This is a genomic window from Naumannella halotolerans, from assembly GCF_004364645.1.
GTDB classification, from domain to species: Bacteria; Actinomycetota; Actinomycetes; order Propionibacteriales; family Propionibacteriaceae; genus Naumannella; species Naumannella halotolerans.
On the sequence record NZ_SOAW01000002.1, the window covers coordinates 250,454 to 268,440 of the forward strand.

The 17,987-nt window shown below is 66.8% G+C and carries 16 protein-coding genes; 6 read left to right on the plus strand and 10 right to left on the minus strand.

The annotated features are described in order from the left end of the window. Positions 1–437 precede the first annotated feature (437 nt). The 3 genes from CLV29_RS12265 to CLV29_RS12275 all read right to left on the minus strand — a co-directional run bounded on the left by CLV29_RS12265 (position 438) and on the right by CLV29_RS12275 (position 3,837). Positions 438–1,535 carry a 5-methylcytosine restriction system specificity protein McrC gene (locus tag CLV29_RS12265; RefSeq protein WP_133755367.1) on the minus strand — a complete coding sequence of 366 codons (1,098 nt, stop codon included), beginning with the start codon at positions 1,533–1,535 and terminating at the stop codon, positions 438–440. A gap of 1 nt (position 1,536) precedes the next feature. Next, positions 1,537–3,279 carry an McrB family protein gene (locus tag CLV29_RS16545; RefSeq protein WP_208292942.1) on the minus strand — a complete coding sequence of 581 codons (1,743 nt, stop codon included), beginning with the start codon at positions 3,277–3,279 and terminating at the stop codon, positions 1,537–1,539. A 258-nt stretch (positions 3,280–3,537) separates the two neighbouring features. After that, on the minus strand, positions 3,538–3,837 hold the full coding sequence (locus CLV29_RS12275; protein WP_133755368.1) for a hypothetical protein: 300 nt from the start codon (positions 3,835–3,837) through the stop codon (positions 3,538–3,540). A gap of 57 nt (positions 3,838–3,894) precedes the next feature. Here CLV29_RS12275 and CLV29_RS12280 point away from each other — a divergent pair, with 57 nt between their 5' ends. Both CLV29_RS12280 and CLV29_RS12285 read left to right on the plus strand, forming a co-directional pair. Next, complete coding sequence (locus tag CLV29_RS12280) at positions 3,895–4,386, plus strand: MarR family winged helix-turn-helix transcriptional regulator (protein ID WP_133755369.1); 492 nt, start codon at positions 3,895–3,897, stop codon at positions 4,384–4,386. After that, a complete protein-coding gene (locus CLV29_RS12285) occupies positions 4,383–4,997 on the plus strand; it encodes a TetR/AcrR family transcriptional regulator (protein ID WP_133755370.1) in 615 nt (204 codons plus the stop codon). Before CLV29_RS12280 ends, CLV29_RS12285 begins: the two co-directional genes overlap by 4 nt. A gap of 37 nt (positions 4,998–5,034) precedes the next feature. Here the strand turns inward: CLV29_RS12285 and CLV29_RS12290 are convergent, their stop codons facing one another. Further along, positions 5,035–7,314 carry a heavy metal translocating P-type ATPase gene (locus CLV29_RS12290; RefSeq protein ID WP_208292943.1) on the minus strand — a complete coding sequence of 760 codons (2,280 nt, stop codon included), beginning with the start codon at positions 7,312–7,314 and terminating at the stop codon, positions 5,035–5,037. Next, on the minus strand, positions 7,301–7,522 hold the full coding sequence (locus tag CLV29_RS12295) for a hypothetical protein (RefSeq protein ID WP_133755371.1): 222 nt from the start codon (positions 7,520–7,522) through the stop codon (positions 7,301–7,303). Before CLV29_RS12295 ends, CLV29_RS12290 begins: the two co-directional genes overlap by 14 nt. A 157-nt stretch (positions 7,523–7,679) precedes the next feature. On the opposite strand from CLV29_RS12295, the gene CLV29_RS12300 reads away from it, so the two are divergent. Next, positions 7,680–8,642 carry a helix-turn-helix transcriptional regulator gene (locus CLV29_RS12300; protein ID WP_166649257.1) on the plus strand — a complete coding sequence of 321 codons (963 nt, stop codon included), beginning with the start codon at positions 7,680–7,682 and terminating at the stop codon, positions 8,640–8,642. Positions 8,643–8,826: 184 nt separating this feature from the next. Here the strand turns inward: CLV29_RS12300 and CLV29_RS12305 are convergent, their stop codons facing one another. From CLV29_RS12305 to CLV29_RS12325, 5 genes are all read right to left on the minus strand, one after another. Further along, on the minus strand, positions 8,827–10,761 hold the full coding sequence (locus tag CLV29_RS12305) for an alpha/beta fold hydrolase (RefSeq protein WP_133755373.1): 1,935 nt from the start codon (positions 10,759–10,761) through the stop codon (positions 8,827–8,829). Between the two features lie 159 nt (positions 10,762–10,920). Continuing rightward, positions 10,921–12,042 (minus strand): glycosyltransferase, encoded by a 1,122-nt coding sequence (locus CLV29_RS12310; RefSeq protein WP_133755374.1) that lies wholly within the window; start codon positions 12,040–12,042, stop codon positions 10,921–10,923. Between the two features lie 28 nt (positions 12,043–12,070). Next, positions 12,071–13,219, minus strand: a complete 1,149-nt coding sequence (locus CLV29_RS12315; protein ID WP_133755375.1) for an NAD-dependent epimerase/dehydratase family protein — start codon at positions 13,217–13,219, stop codon at positions 12,071–12,073. A gap of 213 nt (positions 13,220–13,432) precedes the next feature. Beyond that, positions 13,433–13,687 (minus strand): mycoredoxin, encoded by a 255-nt coding sequence (locus tag CLV29_RS12320; protein WP_341799761.1) that lies wholly within the window; start codon positions 13,685–13,687, stop codon positions 13,433–13,435. A 55-nt stretch (positions 13,688–13,742) separates the two neighbouring features. Further along, positions 13,743–14,597 (minus strand): helix-turn-helix domain-containing protein, encoded by an 855-nt coding sequence (locus tag CLV29_RS12325; RefSeq protein WP_133755376.1) that lies wholly within the window; start codon positions 14,595–14,597, stop codon positions 13,743–13,745. Between the two features lie 207 nt (positions 14,598–14,804). Here CLV29_RS12325 and CLV29_RS12330 point away from each other — a divergent pair, with 207 nt between their 5' ends. The 3 genes from CLV29_RS12330 to CLV29_RS12340 all read left to right on the plus strand — a co-directional run bounded on the left by CLV29_RS12330 (position 14,805) and on the right by CLV29_RS12340 (position 17,949). Beyond that, on the plus strand, positions 14,805–15,791 hold the full coding sequence (locus CLV29_RS12330) for a peptidoglycan-binding protein (protein ID WP_133755377.1): 987 nt from the start codon (positions 14,805–14,807) through the stop codon (positions 15,789–15,791). 113 nt (positions 15,792–15,904) lie between these two features. Then, on the plus strand, positions 15,905–16,864 hold the full coding sequence (locus tag CLV29_RS16890) for a peptidoglycan-binding domain-containing protein (protein ID WP_133755378.1): 960 nt from the start codon (positions 15,905–15,907) through the stop codon (positions 16,862–16,864). Positions 16,865–16,911: 47 nt separating this feature from the next. Beyond that, positions 16,912–17,949, plus strand: a complete 1,038-nt coding sequence (locus tag CLV29_RS12340) for a peptidoglycan-binding protein (protein WP_133755379.1) — start codon at positions 16,912–16,914, stop codon at positions 17,947–17,949. Positions 17,950–17,987: the final 38 nt, after the last annotated feature.

The following is a 17,987-nucleotide window of genomic DNA, read 5'->3' on the forward strand; positions in this document are numbered from 1 at the left end:
GCGTTCGTCTGTCACGTAGACGGCCCAGCCCGGCTGGCGCGGCTCCAGCACCACCGCATGCTCGGCGGTCGGACCCTCGTCGAGAAACAGTGCACCTATCAAGCCTTCACGGGTAGTCGCCCGCTACAGCTCAGCCCTGTCCATGAAAGATCCTCTCTGACGAACCGCGCCGTCGCGATCGCGGAGCGCGCCCGATCGGCAAGCCAGGTCGCTCGCCCTCGACGCGGCGCCTGCTCGGGGTCGAGTTGAAGGAAGTTCGAACCACGCATTTGGCGCATGAGGCTACTTCAACCCGGCTTCCGCAGTCATGCAAACAAGGGGAGGTGGCGGGCTTACCCCACCATGAGGAATGGGCTTGCCGAAGCAGCCGCGATTCGACAGCCCATGCGATCTGTGTGGAGTTCTTGCACTGCTGCGGTGTCAAGGCGCACGCAAAGTCAAGCGAGGTCCGAAGCGGTGACCTGTGACAATGCCGAGCGCAGCGATTCTCGGACCTCCGCGGGTGGGGTGGCTAGGTCGACTTGGTGAACCCTCACCGGAATGCCGTCGACAACGACATCGAGGTTCGGCCCTGGTGACCCGTCGACGAGCGCACCCAACAGCACGGCCTCAGTTCTCCCGTCGAACTCGCGGGAGAAGATCGATGCGTAGGAGTACAGCTGCCGCACATAGTCCGGCTTGATCATGGTCTTCCCGTAGCGGACGTCAAAGATGGGGCCGAACTTGCACTCGACGACAACCTGAAGGCCATGGCCTCGCACGGCGACATCAACGTTCAGGTTTGGTAGGTGCGCGATCCCACTACTGCTCCCTTCTGCTGGCCATTGACGCCGTTCACCGCACACCGAGTAACCCAACGGCCCCAAGTGCAGTCGATAGAACCCGCGGACCGACTCTTCGAAAAGCCTCCGCAGCGCATGCTCATTCCTGGCGATCGCGGGCAGGTCGTTCTTGCCCGCAGCGTGCTCCGGTGCGCACATGTCGCGTGTCAGTCGACTCAGCAATACGAGTTTCCGGTCTTCGGAATCAAAATGCCCGTACTGCTCCTTGGACATCTCCGGCGCCGTCGGGTCAACGGGTGAAACGCCGCAGCGCTCGAGCAGCTGGGCAGTGGTCAGACAGCGCCGACGCACCGGTGCGGCCCGGGCACGGTGCGATGCCAGGCGCAGTGTTACCAACATGTAGCGGTAACGAGGGAGATCGATGGTCTGTTCTTGGTACCGGCACTGAACCCGGCCGGAATCCATCAAGCGGCGGCGGGCTGTCGCTAGATGATCGATCCGGCCCCGCACCCGGGTGAGTGGCTCAGCTCGGATCCGGTATCCACTGGCCAACATGGACCTAACTCGGGACTCGACCTGCCTCGCCAGGATCTCTGCGAGAGCATCCAACAGATCGTTGTCTCGTTCCCCGCTCAATAGTGTCTCGCGTTCCCGCGTAGTGAGCGTGTCGAGCAGCTCGGGGGACGAGTACAACAACATGAACCAGACGCTTCGAATATCGATCCGGGTCGAGCCGGCCCCCGCCTGGAACACGTCAGAGTTCTGCGAGAAGTTGGCCGACAGCTGCGTCCACGGTGTCCTGGTCCTCGTGCCAATACTCCGCCAGCTGCGGCATGACCGACGAAGTAACCACGGCGCGGAACCACGGCACCAGCTCACTGGCTTCCTGCCCTGGTGTGAAGTACGAGTGCCCGATACGGAAGGACAGACCGAGCGACGGATCGGCCGCGATCCGTTCGTTCAACTCTCGGATACGCCGGGCGACCTCGTCGATCCGCTCGCGCCGATCGTTGCGGAACCTTGAGGCCAGGTGCGCCTTCCAGGCGTCGTTGAACTGGGGCTCAAGTTCGAAGAACGCGAACCTGCGACGCAGTGCAAAATCGACCAGCGCCAGCGACCGGTCTGCCGTATTCATTGTGCCGACGACATACAGGTTGTCGGGCAGGAAGAACGCAGGCTCGTTCTCGTGCATGTAGGTGAGCTCGAGGGCGTCGGACTGGTTACGCTTCGAACGCTCCAGCAAGGTCAGCATCTCACCGAGTGCCTGCGCGGGGTTCCCTCGGTTGAACTCCTCGATCACGATGACGTGCGGGGTGTCAGGGTTCTCACTGGCCCGTTTGGCGTGCTGCAGGAGAGGGCCGTCGACGAGAGTCAGCTGGCCGTCGCCGCCGGGTCGCCATCCGCGTACGAAGTCTTCGTAGGACGTGCCGGGATGGAACTGAACTGAGCGCACGGCGTCGTGCAACTTGCTCCCGATCAGTGCGTAGGCAAGGCGCTTGGCCAGCCAGGTCTTACCTGTGCCAGGTGCGCCCTGGAGCACGATGTTACGCGTCTCCTCCCAGCGCTGGAGGATGTCGTTGAGGTCTTGAGCGGAGTGGAAGGCACCGTCGTCCAGGATCGACTCGACGGAGTAGCCGGCCAGTTCGGCATCCGACTCGGCGACTTCGGCCGCCGGCTCAGTATCGCTCGTTCCGCGCCAGTACCCCACCAATGGTGTGAAGTAGAAGGCCGGGCTTGTCCCAGGAGGCGGCGCCATCCAACGGCGGAGGGCAGCCAGGTCGACGTCGTCGTCACCGGACGGTGCTTTCCCTGTGACTGCCGGGAAGAACCCTCGCACGATCCTGTGTTTGTGGGGCGCAGAGACGATCGGGAGAAAGTAGTCCGGATGCTTCAAATAGGCGAGATACGCCCTGATGCCGGGCTGTGACGGCCCCGGTGAAGTCGTCACGATCTCTCGCCAGGCCAGTGGGTCCTTATCCGCGGCATCCAACTCGTCGGGCGATAACGTCCGCAGGTAGCGCACGAACTCGATCAGGACCCAGAGCTGCCTGAACCGGTGCGTTCCCCAAGCGGTACCACCATTGAATACGGGGGTGTTGAGCGCCTCCAACACGTCCGAGGTGATCTCCCAGCGGACACCGACATCACGGAGTACCTGGTTGATGTTGGCGAGCTTTGTCTCGCTGTGAATCGACCTGGTCGGCAGCATCTGCAGGAGGAAGAGCTCGGCGAACAGAATTTTGACGGCGTCTTGGACGCCGGCCATCTGTTTGTCGAGCTTCTGCAGAAAGTTGGCGCCGGAAACGTCGGGCTGCCGAACGAACCGGTCGATGAGGATCTCAATGTTGTCCGAAGTCCATACATTGTCGTTCGTCAGCAGAGATCCACCATGTCGCGCGACCTCCAGCAGTCTCGCTCCGACTCGGCGGACAGGTCCCTCGTAGTCAATGATGGTGTAGTCCGGCGGAGCGCCCTCGATCTGCGCAGGTTCTTTCATGGGCGAACGCTAGCGAAGGGCATGGATGGATCGCCATCTTCGAACGCGGTTGGCGTGAAAGGTCACACGGTTCAACTCACCTGGCAGCCCGCAGTCGCCGTCGTCGACGAAAATGGAGGTGGCGAAGCTCCGCTGCCGCCCGACCTCCGAATGCAGGAGCGCGCATCACCAAGAAGCCCGCGAGCAGACGTGATGCGGGTCAGGGGCGTGATAAAGCGCGGCGATCGCCTTATCCACCTGCCGTGCCAGCACCAGCCCTCAGAGGATCCACCAACCGGAGACCACCATCGGCAACAACCCGACCAGCAGCCACGGGGACAACACCCGTCGACGGTTGATCACCAGCGTCGCGATCACCGCGATCACGCCGGTGAGACCGGTCACCGTCCACAATCCGATGACCGAATCACGAGGCAGGTCGAGATGGCCCCGAAGGGCCAGATAGGCAGCGAAACCGATCGCGAAGGACCCCACGAAACCGCAGACGGTGATGCTGAGGATCACCCGCTGCACCAGGTCCAGGCTGGCCTGCGCGCTCGTGCGACCGGGGTGGGACATGAACAACTCGCAATCAGTTAGTGCATTAACCATTCGTGCACAGCGTAACATGGGCACATGGCCGACCCGGACCAGGATCTGCTCGCCCTGGAGAACCAGCTCTGTTACGCCCTCGCGGTGGCGTCACGACGCGTGATCGGCCTCTACCGACCACTGCTGGAGCCGATGGGCCTGACCCACCCGCAGTACCTGGTGATCCTCGCCCTGTGGCAGCACGATTCGCTCTCGCTCAGGGAATTGGCCGAGCGGGTCTCCTCCGATCCGCCCACCCTTTCACCGCTGGTGCGCCGGCTGGCCGACATCGGGTACGTGGTACGCGAACGGTCCCCCCACGACGAGCGCAGCCTGACCATCAGCCTCACCCCGACCGGCCGCGAGCTTCGGCAGCAGGCGGCGAAGATCCCGCCGACGATCCTCGACAGCCTGCAGATGGACCTCGACGAGTTGCGTACCGTGCACCAGATGCTGACCGGGTTGATCGACCGCACCCAGTCCGCTCCGGTCGGTGTGGGCTCGCATGCAGAACCGCAGCAGGGAACAAGATCGTGAATCAGCAACCGAACCCAGAACCCCCGACGACGCGTCGTCCCTACCACCACGGAGACCTTCGGGCCACGTTGGTACGCACGGCGCTCGAGTGCCTGGAAGCCGGTGAGCCCTACTCGCTGCGGGCGGCCGCCAAACACGTGGGTGTGTCCCCGACCGCGCCGTACAAGCACTTCGCCGACCGGCGGGCCCTGGACACCGCAGTCGCGATCGAGGGGTTCAAGGCGATCAGCGCCGACCTGGCTGCGGTGCTCGATGACGTACCGGCCGAGGCCAGCCCGCTGGAGACCTTGACCGAGCTGGGGGTGGCCTATGTGGAGTTCGCGCTGCGCCGCCCGGCACTGTTCCGGCTGATGTTCGGCAACGAGACCGAGGACTCCCACAGTGACCGGGTCCGCGCCGCGCAGGACATGCACAACCTGCTCGGAGTGGCCCTCGAACGGCTGTTTCCCGGCGCCGTTCCACCCGGCCTGGCCATGGGATTGTGGAGCCTCGCCCATGGTGCTGCCTTCCTGCACCTGGACGGGAAGTACCCGCCGTACCCTGCCGAGGAAGTCGCCGAACGGGTACGCCTCGGCGCCGCCGCCGTCCTGTGCCTGAAGTTGGAAGCCTGAGATCGTCAGCTTCGACCGGTCGCAGCCGCTCGGTTGATCAACCGTCCCGGCCGGGGACCGGCAGCAGCGCCTGCGCCGGATCGTCCGAGGCCGCCCGGAACCCGCGCAGCCGAAGGCTGTTGGTGACCACGAAGACGCTCGACAGCGCCATCGCCGCTCCGGCCAGCATCGGGTTCAACAGTCCCAGCGCGGCGATCGGGATGGCGGCGGTGTTGTAGGCGAAGGCCCAGAACAGGTTCGCCCGGATGGTGCCGAGGGTACGGCGGGACAGCCGGATCGCATCCCCGGCCGCACGAAGATCATTACGCACCAAGGTGATGTCGGCGGCCTCGATCGCCACATCGGTGCCACTGCCCATGGCCAGCCCGAGGTCGGCCTGGGCCAGCGCCGGGGCATCGTTCACCCCGTCACCGACCATGGCGACCACCCGCCCCCCGGCCTGCAATCCGCGGACCACCTCGACCTTGCCCGCCGGCAGCACCTCGGCGATCACCCGATCGATCCCCACCTCGGCACCCACCTGCGCGGCCACGGCGGCATTGTCCCCGGTCAGCAGCACCGGGGTGAGACCGAGCCGGCGGAACTGAGCGACGGCCTCGACGCTGGTCGGCTTCAACCGGTCGGTGACCACCAGCACACCGACCGCGGCGCCGTCGAAGGCAACCATGATGGCCGTACCGCCGGTCCGCTCGGCCCGAGCCAGCGAATCGCGCAGGACAGGATCCACCTCACACGACTCCGCGATCAGCGACACCCGACCCGCCAGTACCTGCGTACCGTCGACGCTCCCGCGTACCCCGCGACCGGCCAGATTCTCGAAATCGACCACAGTGGGCAGCTCGCCGACCTGGTCGATCGCAGCGGCGGCGATGGCCCTGGCGATCGGATGCTCCGAGGCATTCTCCAGCCCGCCGGCCAGCCGCAGCAACCGCTGGCGATCCACCCCGGTGCCGGTGATCACCTCGGTCAGCGACATCCTGCCCTCGGTGACCGTACCGGTCTTGTCCACCACGATCGTGTCCACCCGGCGGGTCGACTCCAGCACCTCCGGTCCCTTGATCAGGATCCCCAGCTGGGCTCCGCGTCCGGTGCCGACCAGCAGCGCGGTCGGAGTGGCCAGGCCGAGCGCGCAGGGACAGGCGATGATCAACACCGCCACCGCCGCGGTGAACGCATCGGCGACGGGGAAACCGGCGCCGAGCCATCCTCCCAGGGTGGCGACGGCGATCGCGATCACCACCGGTACGAAGATCGCCGAGACCCGGTCGGCCAGCCGCTGCACCTGGGCCTTGCCGGACTGAGCATCCTCGACCAGCTGCGCCATCTGCGCCAGCTGGGTGTCCGAACCGACCCGGGTCGCGCGTACCACCACCCGCCCGCCGGCGTTGATCGTCGCCCCGCTGACAGGGTCACCCTCGGCCACCTCGACCGGGACGGATTCGCCAGTGAGCATCGAGACGTCGACGGCCGAGCTGCCGGCGATGATCACGCCGTCGGTCGCGATCTTCTCCCCGGGACGGACGACGAAGCTGTCGCCGACGGCGAGCTGTTCGATCGGCACCCGTACCTCCGTGCCGTCACGCAGCAGGGTGACCTCCTTCGCCCCGAGTTCCAGCAGCGCCCGCAGGGCGGCACCGGCCTGTCGCTTGGAACGCTTCTCCACCCAGCGGCCGAAGAGGATGAAGGTGATCACCCCGGCGGCGACCTCGAGGTAGATGTTCGACAACCCGTCGGTCGGGGCGAGCGTGAGGGTGAAGCGGTGGGTCATCCCCGGTTCACCGGCGCTGCCGAGGAACAGGGCGATCACCGACCAGACGAAGGCCGCACCCGTACCGACCGAGATCAGCGTGTCCATGGTCGCCGCGCCGTGCCGCAGGTTCAGCCAGGCGGCACGGTGGAACGGCCAGCCGGCCCAGACGATCACCGGCGCGGCGAGCACCAGCGAGGCGAATCCCCAGTAGTCGAACTGCAATGCCGGGATCATGGCCATCAAGATCACCGGGATCGACAACACCGCTGCACCGATCAGCCGCTGCCGCAGGCTGCGCAGTTCGGGATCGTCCTCGGCGGTCTCGGCGCGATCTGCCTCGGGCAGGCGAGCACCGTACCCGGCCTCCTCGACGGCGTTGATCAAGGTCTGCGGATCGGTGTCGGCCGGTACGGTGAGCGCGGCCTTCTCCGTGGCGTAGTTGACGTTCGCGGCCACCCCGTCGAGCTTGTTCAGCTTGCGCTCCACCCGGTTGGCGCAGGATGCACAGGTCATCCCGTCGATCTTCAGCTCCAGGCGGACCGGGGCGGCTGACTCAGTTGTGCCCATCGTCGCCCCTGCCCGGTTCATGATCATCGTGTCCCCCTGGCGCCGGCTGGTGTGAACCGCTCGAGGAGCCGGTCCAGTCGGCCACCACCGAACTCGGGACGAGTGCCCCGGCGAGGAACCAGCTGGCGGCGAAGACGATCAACAGCGCCAGACCGTAGAGGGCGAGCCGAACCGGCGCCCCGAGCTCCCCCGACCTGGTCGACGACACGATTCCTCCCCTTCCGGCACCTCGCCAATATACCCCCATAGGGTATCCGCTTGAGCGGTGGGTGCAACCCTCGTACCGGCCCGGATGGTCGCCACTATCCTCAGGACCACCGGCCCGGACCCGAGCCGGACGATCAGCTGCGACGAGGATGTTCCCGATGCCCCCGGAGGAAGACTGCCCGACCGATCCCGTCGGCGCGCCCGGTCTGCTCGCCGGGATGGGACTCAGCGCCGACGCCGAATCCCTCTATCGGCAGCTGATCCTGGAGCCGATGCCGGCTGCGGACACCCAGCACCTCCAGGCCTCGGTGGAGCTGCTGCGCGCCGGGTTGGCGTACCGCAACGAGGATCAGCTGACCGCCATGCCGGCCAGATTGGCCGTCGAACGCTGGGTGGCTGATCAGGAGGCCCGGATCCGGCAGGTACGGGTCGGCGCGCAGCAGTACAGCGCGCTGCAGCGCAACACCTCCGGTGGGTTCCTGGAGCTGATCCGGGGGGTGGATCGGGTCCGGGACGCCTTCGCCCAGTTGCAGTTGGCGGCCACCGAACAGGTCCGCTCCTTCGACCGGGAACCCTATTTCGACCCGCCCAAGATCTCCGAGGTGCAGCCGGCGGTGGCCGCCGACGGTGTCCTCTACCGGACCATCTATCAGCGCAATGCGCTGGCCGATCCGGTGGAGATGACCAGTATCCGGGAGGCGATCGCCCTCGGGGAGCAGGCCCGCAGTTTCGGTGAATTGCCGATGCGGATGTCGATCAGCGACACCACCATGGCGTTGCTGATCCTGCCCTACGGAGGCACCGACGACACCGGCCCGGTGGGGGCCGATGCGGTGCTGATCCACCCCTCGGCGCTGCTGGACTCGATGGTCCGGATGTTCGAGACGATCTGGTCCATGTCGGTGGCGATCCCGCTCTCCGGTGACGACCAGGACGCCGAGGTCGAGTCGCGGCAACTGGTGAGTCTGCTCGCCACCGGCCTGACCGGCGCCGCGATCGCCCGCGAACTGGGGGTCAGCGAACGTACCGTGCAACGCCGGATCGGCCGCCTGTTCGAGCTGCTGGATGCCGACAGCCGGTTCTCCCTCGGCGCCCAGGCGGCCCGTCGCGGCTGGATCTGAGCACCGCGCCCGAACGGCCGGTACGGATACGGGTCGAGTTCGGGGATACGGGTCGAGTCCTGTGCTCGGGCGCGCCCGAGCACAGCTGGTCGCCGCCACTGTCCGGAAACCAGCGAGCGCACCGGGTGGCAACCCGGTGCGCTCGCGTGCTCAGCCGCGTCGGCTCCTCACCGACCGTCGCCGATCAGGAACCCGAAGGCAGCAACAGCCCCTCCTTCTCCATCGCCTCCACACCGGCCTGGCCGTACAGACGCTGGATCTGCGCCCGGACCAGCGGGTCGGTCTCGGCCTGGGTCAGCAACTGCTGGCCGGCCTCGTCAGCCGAACTGGTCCGCTTCGCGGTGCTCGCCGGGTCGAAGGGACCGGCCGGGCCGAAGGTGTGCTTGGCCTTCTTGTTCAGCTTGCCCCAGTTCTCGTAGGTCTGATCCTCCGGAACCAGCTCACCGTCCTCACCGGTCACCTTCAACGGGAGGCCTTGGCAGACCTTGATGTCGGCCGGCAACTTGTCCTTCAGGAAGAAGTTGTAGATCGGCCGGTCGGTGCACTCGGTGCCGTAGGGGAACAGCCCGTGGCTGCCCTCGTTGTCCACGGCGATGAAGCTGGTGTTCGGCAACTCGGTGCCGCTGACCCGGCCGGCTTCCCACGCGGTCTGGGAATCCATCTCGGCCTGCACCACGATGGTTTCGGGGTACGTCTCGGGGTCGGCCACCGGCATCACGGTGTTGGTACGCCAGTAGGCGCAGGCCGGGATCTCGGCGAAGATGCCGAGCTGGGCACTGATCGGGTACTTCTTCGCGCCCTTCTCGTTCTGCTTGGTCCAGTAGTTCGCTCCCTGGGTCCACTGGCCGTCGTTGCAGCGGATGAAGTCGAAGGCCGAGTCGTAGGGCTGTGCCTCCACCGCCGCACGCTTCGACTTCGTCTGCTCCTCGGTCTGCCGCAGCACCGACAAGGTGTCCCGCGCGTCGTCGTCACCGAGGCTGGCGAGCAGTTCGTCAGCCAGCGCGGCCGGATCCTCCTCGGCGTCGGAGGTGGCGGCGCGGGCGGCCTTGGCAGTCGTCTCGTCCTCCGAGGTCTCGAAGGTGACCACGACCTGCACGAAGGCAGCGGCCTGCGGGTAGTAGTCGTTGTCCGGGAACGCCTGGTAGGCCCCGGAGAACAGCCAGAGGAGGGTCAGCGTGAGCTCGTCCAGAGCCGCACTGGACTCCAGGTAGGAGTCGTAGATCTCCCCGGCATCGGTGCCCAGACCGTAGGTGTCGTCGTGGCGGGCGATGTAGTTCATCAGCCGCATCTCGAACTGCCGGTCGCGGGCCTTCGGCTGGGCGTCGTACCAGCCGGGCTGCAGGGTGGGTTCGGTGGCGTCCAGCGCGCTGTCGAGCACCACTTTGCCGGCATTGGCACCGAACACCTTGCTGTACCACGAACCCAGCCAGGTGCCGTAGGAGTAACCGATGTAGTCGAGCTTCGGCGCCTTCAGCAGGTACCGGATGAAGTCCATGTCATAGGCGGTCTGCTCGGTGCTGATGGTCTTCACATCGGCATTGGTCGAACAGGCATCGCCGATGGCCTTGGCCTGTTCGGCGGCGCTGGCCCCGTCGGGAACCTCGGGGTAGCAGACCGCATGGCTGCTGTCGCCGACACCGCGGGGATCGAAGCCCACGTAGTTGTAGTACGGGTTCAGGTCCGGGGTACGTTCCTGCATCGCCGGGCCCCAGATCAGGCCGGAGCCGCCGGGGCCGCCGGGGTTGGCGAAGATCGTTCCTTGATAGCGGCCGTCGGTCACCTCCCGGTTCTTGGCCTGGGAGATGCGGATGTTCCAGGTCTCACCGTTGTCGGGGTTGTGCCAGTCCTTCGGTACGACGACCGTGGCGCAGGAGACGTTCGGCTGGTTGAACCGCTCGTTCAACGCCTCGGTGCCGAAATCGCACTGCTCCCAGGTGAGCTTCTGCTTGGCCAGGTCACCGGCGAGCTTCTTCACGTTCGGGGTCTTGGTGGCGGCTTCGGCCTCGGTGGCGGCGACGGCGCCGATGAACAGCGGCCCGAGCAGCGCAGGGGCGATGATCAGCGATGCCAGTCGCCGAAGCCCTCTCCGCTTGCGGGTCGAGGTGGTCTGGGGGGACATGTGTGGCTCCTTGGGGGGTAGGGGGCGTGCACCGATGACGAAAAGCTAGTCAGCCGATCCCGGTCCTGTGACCGCTTCGGTGTGACGAGATTGCGACGTGGCGCGAATCTGACACCGGCCGGGCTCGACGCAGCGGCAGGCGTGTCGGCGCTGCGCGGCTCAGGCGTGGTTGCCGGGGAGTACCGAGCGGTAGTGCTCCAGCAGGGCATCACTGGCGGCTTGCCAGGACTGGGCCTCTGCCGCTGCGCGAGCATTGCCGCGGATCCGGTCGACCAGTTCGGGATCGTCCAGCCGCTGTACTGCATGATCAAGGCTGGCCTGGTCGTCGGCGCTGTAGAGGAGTCCGTCGTACCCGTCGGTGACCTGTTCGAGTGTCGGACCGGACTTCGCGGCGATCACCGGTACGCCGGAGGCCATCGCCTCGGCGATCACCAGGCCGAGGGTCTCGGTGACCGAGGGGAACAGGAAGCCGTCGGCGCTGGCGAAGGCCGCTGCAAGATCATCACCGCGGAGGAAACCGGTGAACACGGTGTTGCTGCCGGCAAAGGCTCGTTCCAGTGCACCGCGGTACGGTCCGTCGCCGATGATCGCCAACCGCAGGTTCGGCGATCGGTCCAGCAACGGTCGTAGCGTCTCGATCTGCTTCTCCGCGGCGAGCCGGCCGACGAAGATCAACAACCGGTCCTCGGGATGCCGATCGCTGAGCCGGTCCCGCATCGTCGCGCTCGCGAACCGTGGATGCCGGGTGACCGTGTCAACACCGCGCGGCAGCACCTCGATCCGCCGAATCCCTTGTGCAGAAAGCTCTTCGCGCAGGCTCTGGCTGGTGACCAGGTTCAGGTCGACCATGCCGTGCTGATGCCGGATGTGCCACCACACGGCGCGCTTGCCCCAGCGCCAGGCCGGGTACAGGTCCAGATAGCGCGGGATGTGGGTGTGATAGCTGGCGACGAGCGGGATCCGGTGCCGCCGGGCATAACGGGCCGCCGAGGTCACCATCATGATCGGTTGGGCGGCGTGGATCACATCGGGGGAGAACTCGGCCAGCACCCGGGCGACCTTCGGGTGCGGCATGGCGAACGGCCGGTGCCGGTAGAACGGCACCACGATCGCCGGAATTCCCTCGACCTGGGCGCCGGCGTGGCTGCGTACCCCCAGGTCCGGAGCGACCACCAGCACCTCATGACCGAGCTCGGTGAACCGCTCGACCGCCTTGGTCAGCCGGGTGACCACCCCGTCGACACTGGGCAGGAAGGTCTCGGTGACCAGCGCGATCCTCATCGCGATGCTTCAGTGGGCGGGCACGGGCTCAACGCCAGGTGACCGTCGGCATGACGAGTTCGGTACGTACCCGGTCGACATGTTTGCGGGCGGCGTCGAGGATCTCCACCAGTACCTCGTCGGTCAGCAGATGCGGCTGCAGGCCAAGATCGATCAGGTTCGTGTTCACCGCGTTGTAGTAGTGGTCGTACTTCTCCACCCGCGGGTTGTCGATGTGGGCGATACCCACCTCGATGCCCTCGTTGCGGGCCACCTGCTGCACCTTGTCGGCGAGCTGGTTGACCGAGAACTGCTCGGTGAACTGGTTGAACACCCGGAACTCACCGCGGTCGGCCGGGTTCGCACAGGCGATCTCCAGGCAGCGCACGGTGTCGGAGATGTTCAGGTAACCGCGGGTCTGCGATCCGCCGCCGTAGACGGTTAGGTCATGGCCGATCGCGGCCTGGATCAGGAACCGGTTGAGCGCGGTGCCGAAAACCGCGTCGTAGTCGAAACGGTTCACCAACCGGGGATCGCGGCGGGTCTGCTCGGTCTCCAGACCGTAGACCACACCCTGGTTCAGATCGGTGGCCCGGATGCCCCAGACCCGACAGGCGAACATGATGTTGTCGCTGTCGTGGACCTTCGTCAGGTGGTAGAACGAACCGGGCTGCTTCGGGTACGGCAACCGGTCGGTCCGACCCTTGTGCTCGATCTCGATCCAGCCCTCTTCGATGTCGATGTTCGGCTGACCGTACTCGCCCATCGTCCCCAGCTTCACCAGATGACAGTCCGGGGCATGATCCTTGATCGCCCAGAGCACGTTCAACGTACCCTCGACATTGTTCCGGTGGTTCTCGATCGCGTGCTCGCGATCGATCATCGAGTACGGGGCGCTGCGGTGCTGGGCGAAGTGGACGAAGGTCTCCGGCCGGATGTCGGTGAACAGCGTGCGGACGAAGTCGTAGTCGGTCAGGTCACCGGTACGTACCTCGATCTGTTTGCCCGAGACCTCGGCCCACGCCGCGGCCCGCTCGGCCAGCGACAGGATCGGGGTCATCGAGTTGGACCCGAGCTCCTCGTCGATCCGGCGGCGGACCAGGTTGTCGACGATCACGACGTCGTGTCCCTGGTCGGAAAGATGGAGGGCGGTGGGCCAGCCACAGAAGCCGTCTCCACCGGCGACGATGATCGTCATGGGTATTGTCTCCAGAAGGCCTAGGTGGTCGAGGGGACTCGGTGGCGTCACCGGACGCTCAAGTGGATCATATGCGCTGCGCTCACCGCCAATTGCGCAGTCGGTGCAAGTCGTGCAGATCCGCAACGGGTTCATGGCCGGCGCACAGACTGCGATACGTCGTGACAGCAACGCCGCGCTGGTCGCGGATCGCGGCCCACGGTGGGAGAGTGCTCAGCTGCCGAGCTTGGCCCGTACCTCGGCTGCCGAGGGGTTGGTCGCAGTCGTGCCGTCAGCGTAGAGGACGGTGGGCACGACGTGGTTGCCGCCGTTGACGCTGCCGACGAATTCGGCGGCCGCCGGATCGGCCTCGATGTCGATCTCGCGCCACTCGATGCCCTCGGCGCGCAGACCGCTCTTCAGCCGGTGGCAGTAAGGGCACCACGACGTCGTGTAGAGGGTCAGCGGGGCGGTCTCGATCTCAGTCACGTCCGCTCAACACCTCAGCAGCGCCCGGTGTTCCCGGCCGACGCGAGACCGGCGATCAGAGGTCACCACAGAGCTTCAACGGAGCCGGCGGCGGCTCACCGGCAGCCTGCGCCTTCGGGGTCGTCAGGTAGAGGTCGAAGGTCCAGGAACCGTCGGCGAGCAGCGCCCAGACCGAGCTGCTGGCGCCATTCGCCTCCGAGTACACCGATTCGCCGTTCGGGACCACACAGATCACCTCCACCATCGCGCCTTCCTCCACCGAACCGACCTGTGCCGATTCGGTGGTCGGTGCCTGCCGGGTGAGGATCCCCTCGCCACCGGTACCGATCACCTCGGCGGCGACCAGATCCACCGGTCCGTCACCGCGACCCACCAGGTATCCGGCACCGAAGGCGCCGGCGGCGAGCAGTGCCGCCACCAGCAGCCCGCCGAGGAACAGGGTCCGTGGTGCGGGACCGGATTCGGCCCCGGCACTGGCCGGCGGGTGTCCGGACGTGGTTCGGGAGGTGTCCGGTGGGGCGTCCGGACGGTCCGGACCGTCCGCTGACGCGAACTCTGCAGCCGATCCGACCGGATCGTCGGGCAGTGACGGGTCGGTCTCGTTCGTGGTGTTGCTGATCGTCGTGGCCGAGCGGAGTTCGGACAGTTCGACGGTGACGGTGGAGGTCGACCCGTCGGCCGGCCCGGCCACCTGGTCGCGAAGCTCGTGCAGCCTGCGCCGCAGTCCCGGGGCCACGGACCCGACGTCGAGCAGATCATCGAGCTGGCGGGGATTGGGCAGGCGTACCCCGGACATCCACTCGTGGACGGTGGACCGGCCCCAGCCCGAATCCTTGGCGAGTCGACGAATGCTGTGGTCGGGCAGCGCGCGTTTGAGCTCGCTGGCAAATCGCGGGGCGGCCTCGGGCACGGCGGAACCCTATCGGCCCTCCGGGTCAGCCGATCCGCGGTCCGGACAGACATCGTCGGACGCCTCGACAGTTACCGGACGCCCTGTCGAAGCGATGGTCTGTGAACAGCTCGATCGCCACGCCGATGGAGCGGAACCGATCGAAGCGAGCACGACCGATCGAACCGAGCACGACCGACCAGCCAGACGAACCGTCAGGAGCAGACCATGACCACGAATCGTCCGAAGCAGCATCTCCGTCGTACCGCCCTCGCCGCCCTGCCGCTGCTCACGGCCCCGGCGATCGCCCTCTCCCCGGGCCTGCTGCCGGCCGCCAATCCGATCGTTCAGGAGGCGTCCGCAGCAGCCTCGATCACCGTCGACAGCTCCTCCTCGGCCGACAACATCACGGCCTTGCAGCACCTGCTGACCGCGAACGGCGCCGCCACCGACGCCGATGGCAAGTACGGCCCGAGCACCACCGCTGCGGTGGAGAAGTTCCAGCAGGCCAAGGGCCTCGAGGTCGACGGCAAGGCCGGCCCGCAGACCATGGGATCACTGACCAAGACCGTCGCCAAGAACGGCGCCGATGCCGGTGCGGTGAAGGCCGCACAGACCCTCCTGGGTGTGGAGGTGGACGGCAAGTACGGCGACAACACCACCGCCGCGGCGAAGGAGTTCCAGTCCGCGAACGGTCTGGCCAGCGACGGAGTCGTCGGGCCCGAGACCTGGGCCGTGCTGTTCAACGGTGGCAGCAGCGGCGGCGGCGGTGGCGGCACCGGTGACTGGAAGGAGTGCTCGGACTCGATCGGCGGGGGCATCCCCAAGAGCGAGACCGCGGTCGCCAAGGGCGACTTCCGAGTCGCGGAGTGCATGGTCCCGGTCGTCAACGACATGGTCGAAGCTGCCGCCGATGACGGCGTCACGCTGGAGGCGAACAGCAGCTGGCGCAGCCGGGACGAGCAGATCAGCCTGCGGAAGCAGAACTGCGGGAGCACCGAGTACGCCATCTACGAGATGCCGTCGAACCAGTGCAGCCCGGCCACGGCCAAGCCCGGCACCTCGATCCACGAGTACGGGCTGGCGATCGACATCGCCGGCACCAACAACAGCTGGGACTCCGAAGTCGCCAAGTGGATGGTCTCCAACGGACCCGACTACGGCTTCGAGGACACCGTGTCCAGCGAGCCGTGGCACTACGACACCAAGGGCTGAGAGACCACGGGCCGAGACACCCAGGGCTGAGAAACCCTCGTCCGACCCACTCCGCCGAGGAGCGGGTCACCACCACCATCCGACCTTCCTGCCACGACCCAAGGAGCAGAACCATGCACAACCATCCGAACACCGCCACCAACACCACCTTCCGCCGTCGGGCCGTCAGTGGACTGGCCGGGTTGGCCGTCGCCGCCGGCGCCGTCGCCGGGCTGCTCGGTCCAGCCAGCCTGGCCCAGGCCGCACCCACCGAGGCCGCCGTCACCCAGGCCTGCAACATCCCGAGCACCGCCGACGACGACGTGCTGACGGTGCTGCAGACCGTGCTGAACGAACGGGGTGCCAGCGAGAAGGTACGCCTGGCGACCTTCGAGACCGCGTGGGTCGAGTCCCATGCGAACAATCTCGAGTGCGGCGACCGCGATTCGCAGGGCGTCTTCCAGCAGCGACCCTCCCAGGGCTGGGGCAGCGTCGAGCAGGTGACCGATGTCGAGTACGCCACCAATGCCTTCCTCGACGTCGCGATCCCGATCGCGGAGGACAACCCCGGCCAGACCGCCGGCTGGGTCGCTCAGGAGACACAGCGGTCCGGGCACCCGGAACGGTACGACGAGGCGAAGTCGATCGCCCAGGACCTGGAGGCCCGCGCCGAGAGCCTGGTCGACGGCGAGACCCCGCCGCCGGTGGATGAGGACTGGTCGGTGCTGAAGACCGGTTCCAGCGGTGAGCAGGTCGAGGCGGCGCAGTACCTGCTGAACGCCGAAGGTGCCGATCTGGATGTGGACGGCAAGTACGGCTCGGGCACCACCGCGGCGGTGAAGGAGTTCCAGGCCGACAACGGCTTGGACGCCGATGGCGTGATCGGACCCGACACCTGGGGTGAGCTGACCAGCACCGTCAAGAGCGGTTCGGAGGGCGACGCCGTGAAGGCCGCCCAGACCGTGCTCGGTGTGGACGTCGACGGCAAGTTCGGTTCCGGAACCGCCAGCGCGGTGAAGGACTTCCAGAGCGAGAACGATCTGGACGCCGATGGCGTCGTCGGCCCGGACACCTGGAAGGCGCTGCTCTCGTGACCCCGGCCCCGCGCCATCCGAGAGAGCACCGAGGAAGGAGTACCCGAATGACGAACCACCCGACCAGCACCCACCGATCCGGCACCTACCTGCAGCGCGTCGGCGCGACCGCCGTACCGCTGCTGGCCGCGGGCCTGCTCGTCGCCGGACCGCTTCCGGCTGCGACCGCGGCACCGGCACCGACCGAGGTGACCGCAGCTGCTGCCGACGACTTCCGGGTCGAGGAATCCTCCTCGACCGCGGACGTGAAGGCACTGCAGTACCTGCTGAACGCCACCGGTGCCGATCTGGAGGTCGACGGCAAGTTCGGCTCGGCGACCACGGCAGCGGTCGAGAAGTTCCAGTCCGGAGAGGATCTGGAGGTCGACGGTGTTGCCGGACCGAAGACGATGGCGGCGCTGACCGCTTCTCCGGCCGACGACTCGGCCGAAGCCGAGACGGTGAAGGCGGCGCAGGTGTTGCTGAATGCTGCCGGTGCCGATCTGGAGGTCGACGGCAAGTTCGGCTCGGCGACCTCGACCGCGGTGAAGAAGTTCCAGTCCGGGGCCGACATCAGTGCCAGCGGCACGGTCGATGCCGCCACCTGGAAGGCGCTGTTCACCGCCGAACCGAGCGGTGGATCCGGTGGGCTCACCGAGGGTGAGCGCGACGACGTGCTCGCCACGGCGTCGGCCGAGCTCGGTGTCCCCGAGGGCCCCGAGGCCGACAAGTACTTCTACGGCGACTGGAGCTACCTGTCCGGCTCGGTCGACCAGTGGTGTGCCGGTTTCGTCTCCTATGTGACCGAGAAGCAGCTGGATCTGCAGCCGCACAATTCGGTACGGGTCGAGGAGTATGTCGACTACGCCGAGGCCGGTGACGGGCTGGTCGTCACACAGGACCCGGGCCCCGGTGACCTGATCGCCTTCGACTGGGACTCTGACGGCACCTGGAACCACATCGGCATCGTCAAGCAGGTCGGTGTCGACGGGGCGGTGACCACCATCGAGGGCAATACCGAGGGCCCGAGTGGCAGCGACGAGGTGGCGGAGAGGGACCGTACCGAGAACGGCAGTTACGACGTGGTCTACCTGGCGATCAAGTGATCTGCGGCGGTGGCTGCCGGCCGATCCGGGTGCGATGC

What these genes read in the sequence shown, in the direction of transcription:
- CLV29_RS16545 (WP_208292942.1), bottom strand. Translation starts at nt 3,279, where the DNA reads ATGAAAGAACCTGCGCAGATCGAGGGCGCTCCGCCGGACTACACCATC.
- CLV29_RS12275 (WP_133755368.1), bottom strand. Translation starts at nt 3,837, where the DNA reads ATGTCCCACCCCGGTCGCACGAGCGCGCAGGCCAGCCTGGACCTGGTG.
- CLV29_RS12280 (WP_133755369.1), top strand. Translation starts at nt 3,895, where the DNA reads ATGGCCGACCCGGACCAGGATCTGCTCGCCCTGGAGAACCAGCTCTGT.
- CLV29_RS12290 (WP_208292943.1), bottom strand. Translation starts at nt 7,314, where the DNA reads ATGGGCACAACTGAGTCAGCCGCCCCGGTCCGCCTGGAGCTGAAGATC.
- CLV29_RS12300 (WP_166649257.1), top strand. Translation starts at nt 7,680, where the DNA reads ATGCCCCCGGAGGAAGACTGCCCGACCGATCCCGTCGGCGCGCCCGGT.
- CLV29_RS12305 (WP_133755373.1), bottom strand. Translation starts at nt 10,761, where the DNA reads ATGTCCCCCCAGACCACCTCGACCCGCAAGCGGAGAGGGCTTCGGCGA.
- CLV29_RS12310 (WP_133755374.1), bottom strand. Translation starts at nt 12,042, where the DNA reads ATGAGGATCGCGCTGGTCACCGAGACCTTCCTGCCCAGTGTCGACGGG.
- CLV29_RS12315 (WP_133755375.1), bottom strand. Translation starts at nt 13,219, where the DNA reads ATGACGATCATCGTCGCCGGTGGAGACGGCTTCTGTGGCTGGCCCACC.
- CLV29_RS12330 (WP_133755377.1), top strand. Translation starts at nt 14,805, where the DNA reads ATGACCACGAATCGTCCGAAGCAGCATCTCCGTCGTACCGCCCTCGCC.
- CLV29_RS16890 (WP_133755378.1), top strand. Translation starts at nt 15,905, where the DNA reads ATGCACAACCATCCGAACACCGCCACCAACACCACCTTCCGCCGTCGG.
- CLV29_RS12340 (WP_133755379.1), top strand. Translation starts at nt 16,912, where the DNA reads ATGACGAACCACCCGACCAGCACCCACCGATCCGGCACCTACCTGCAG.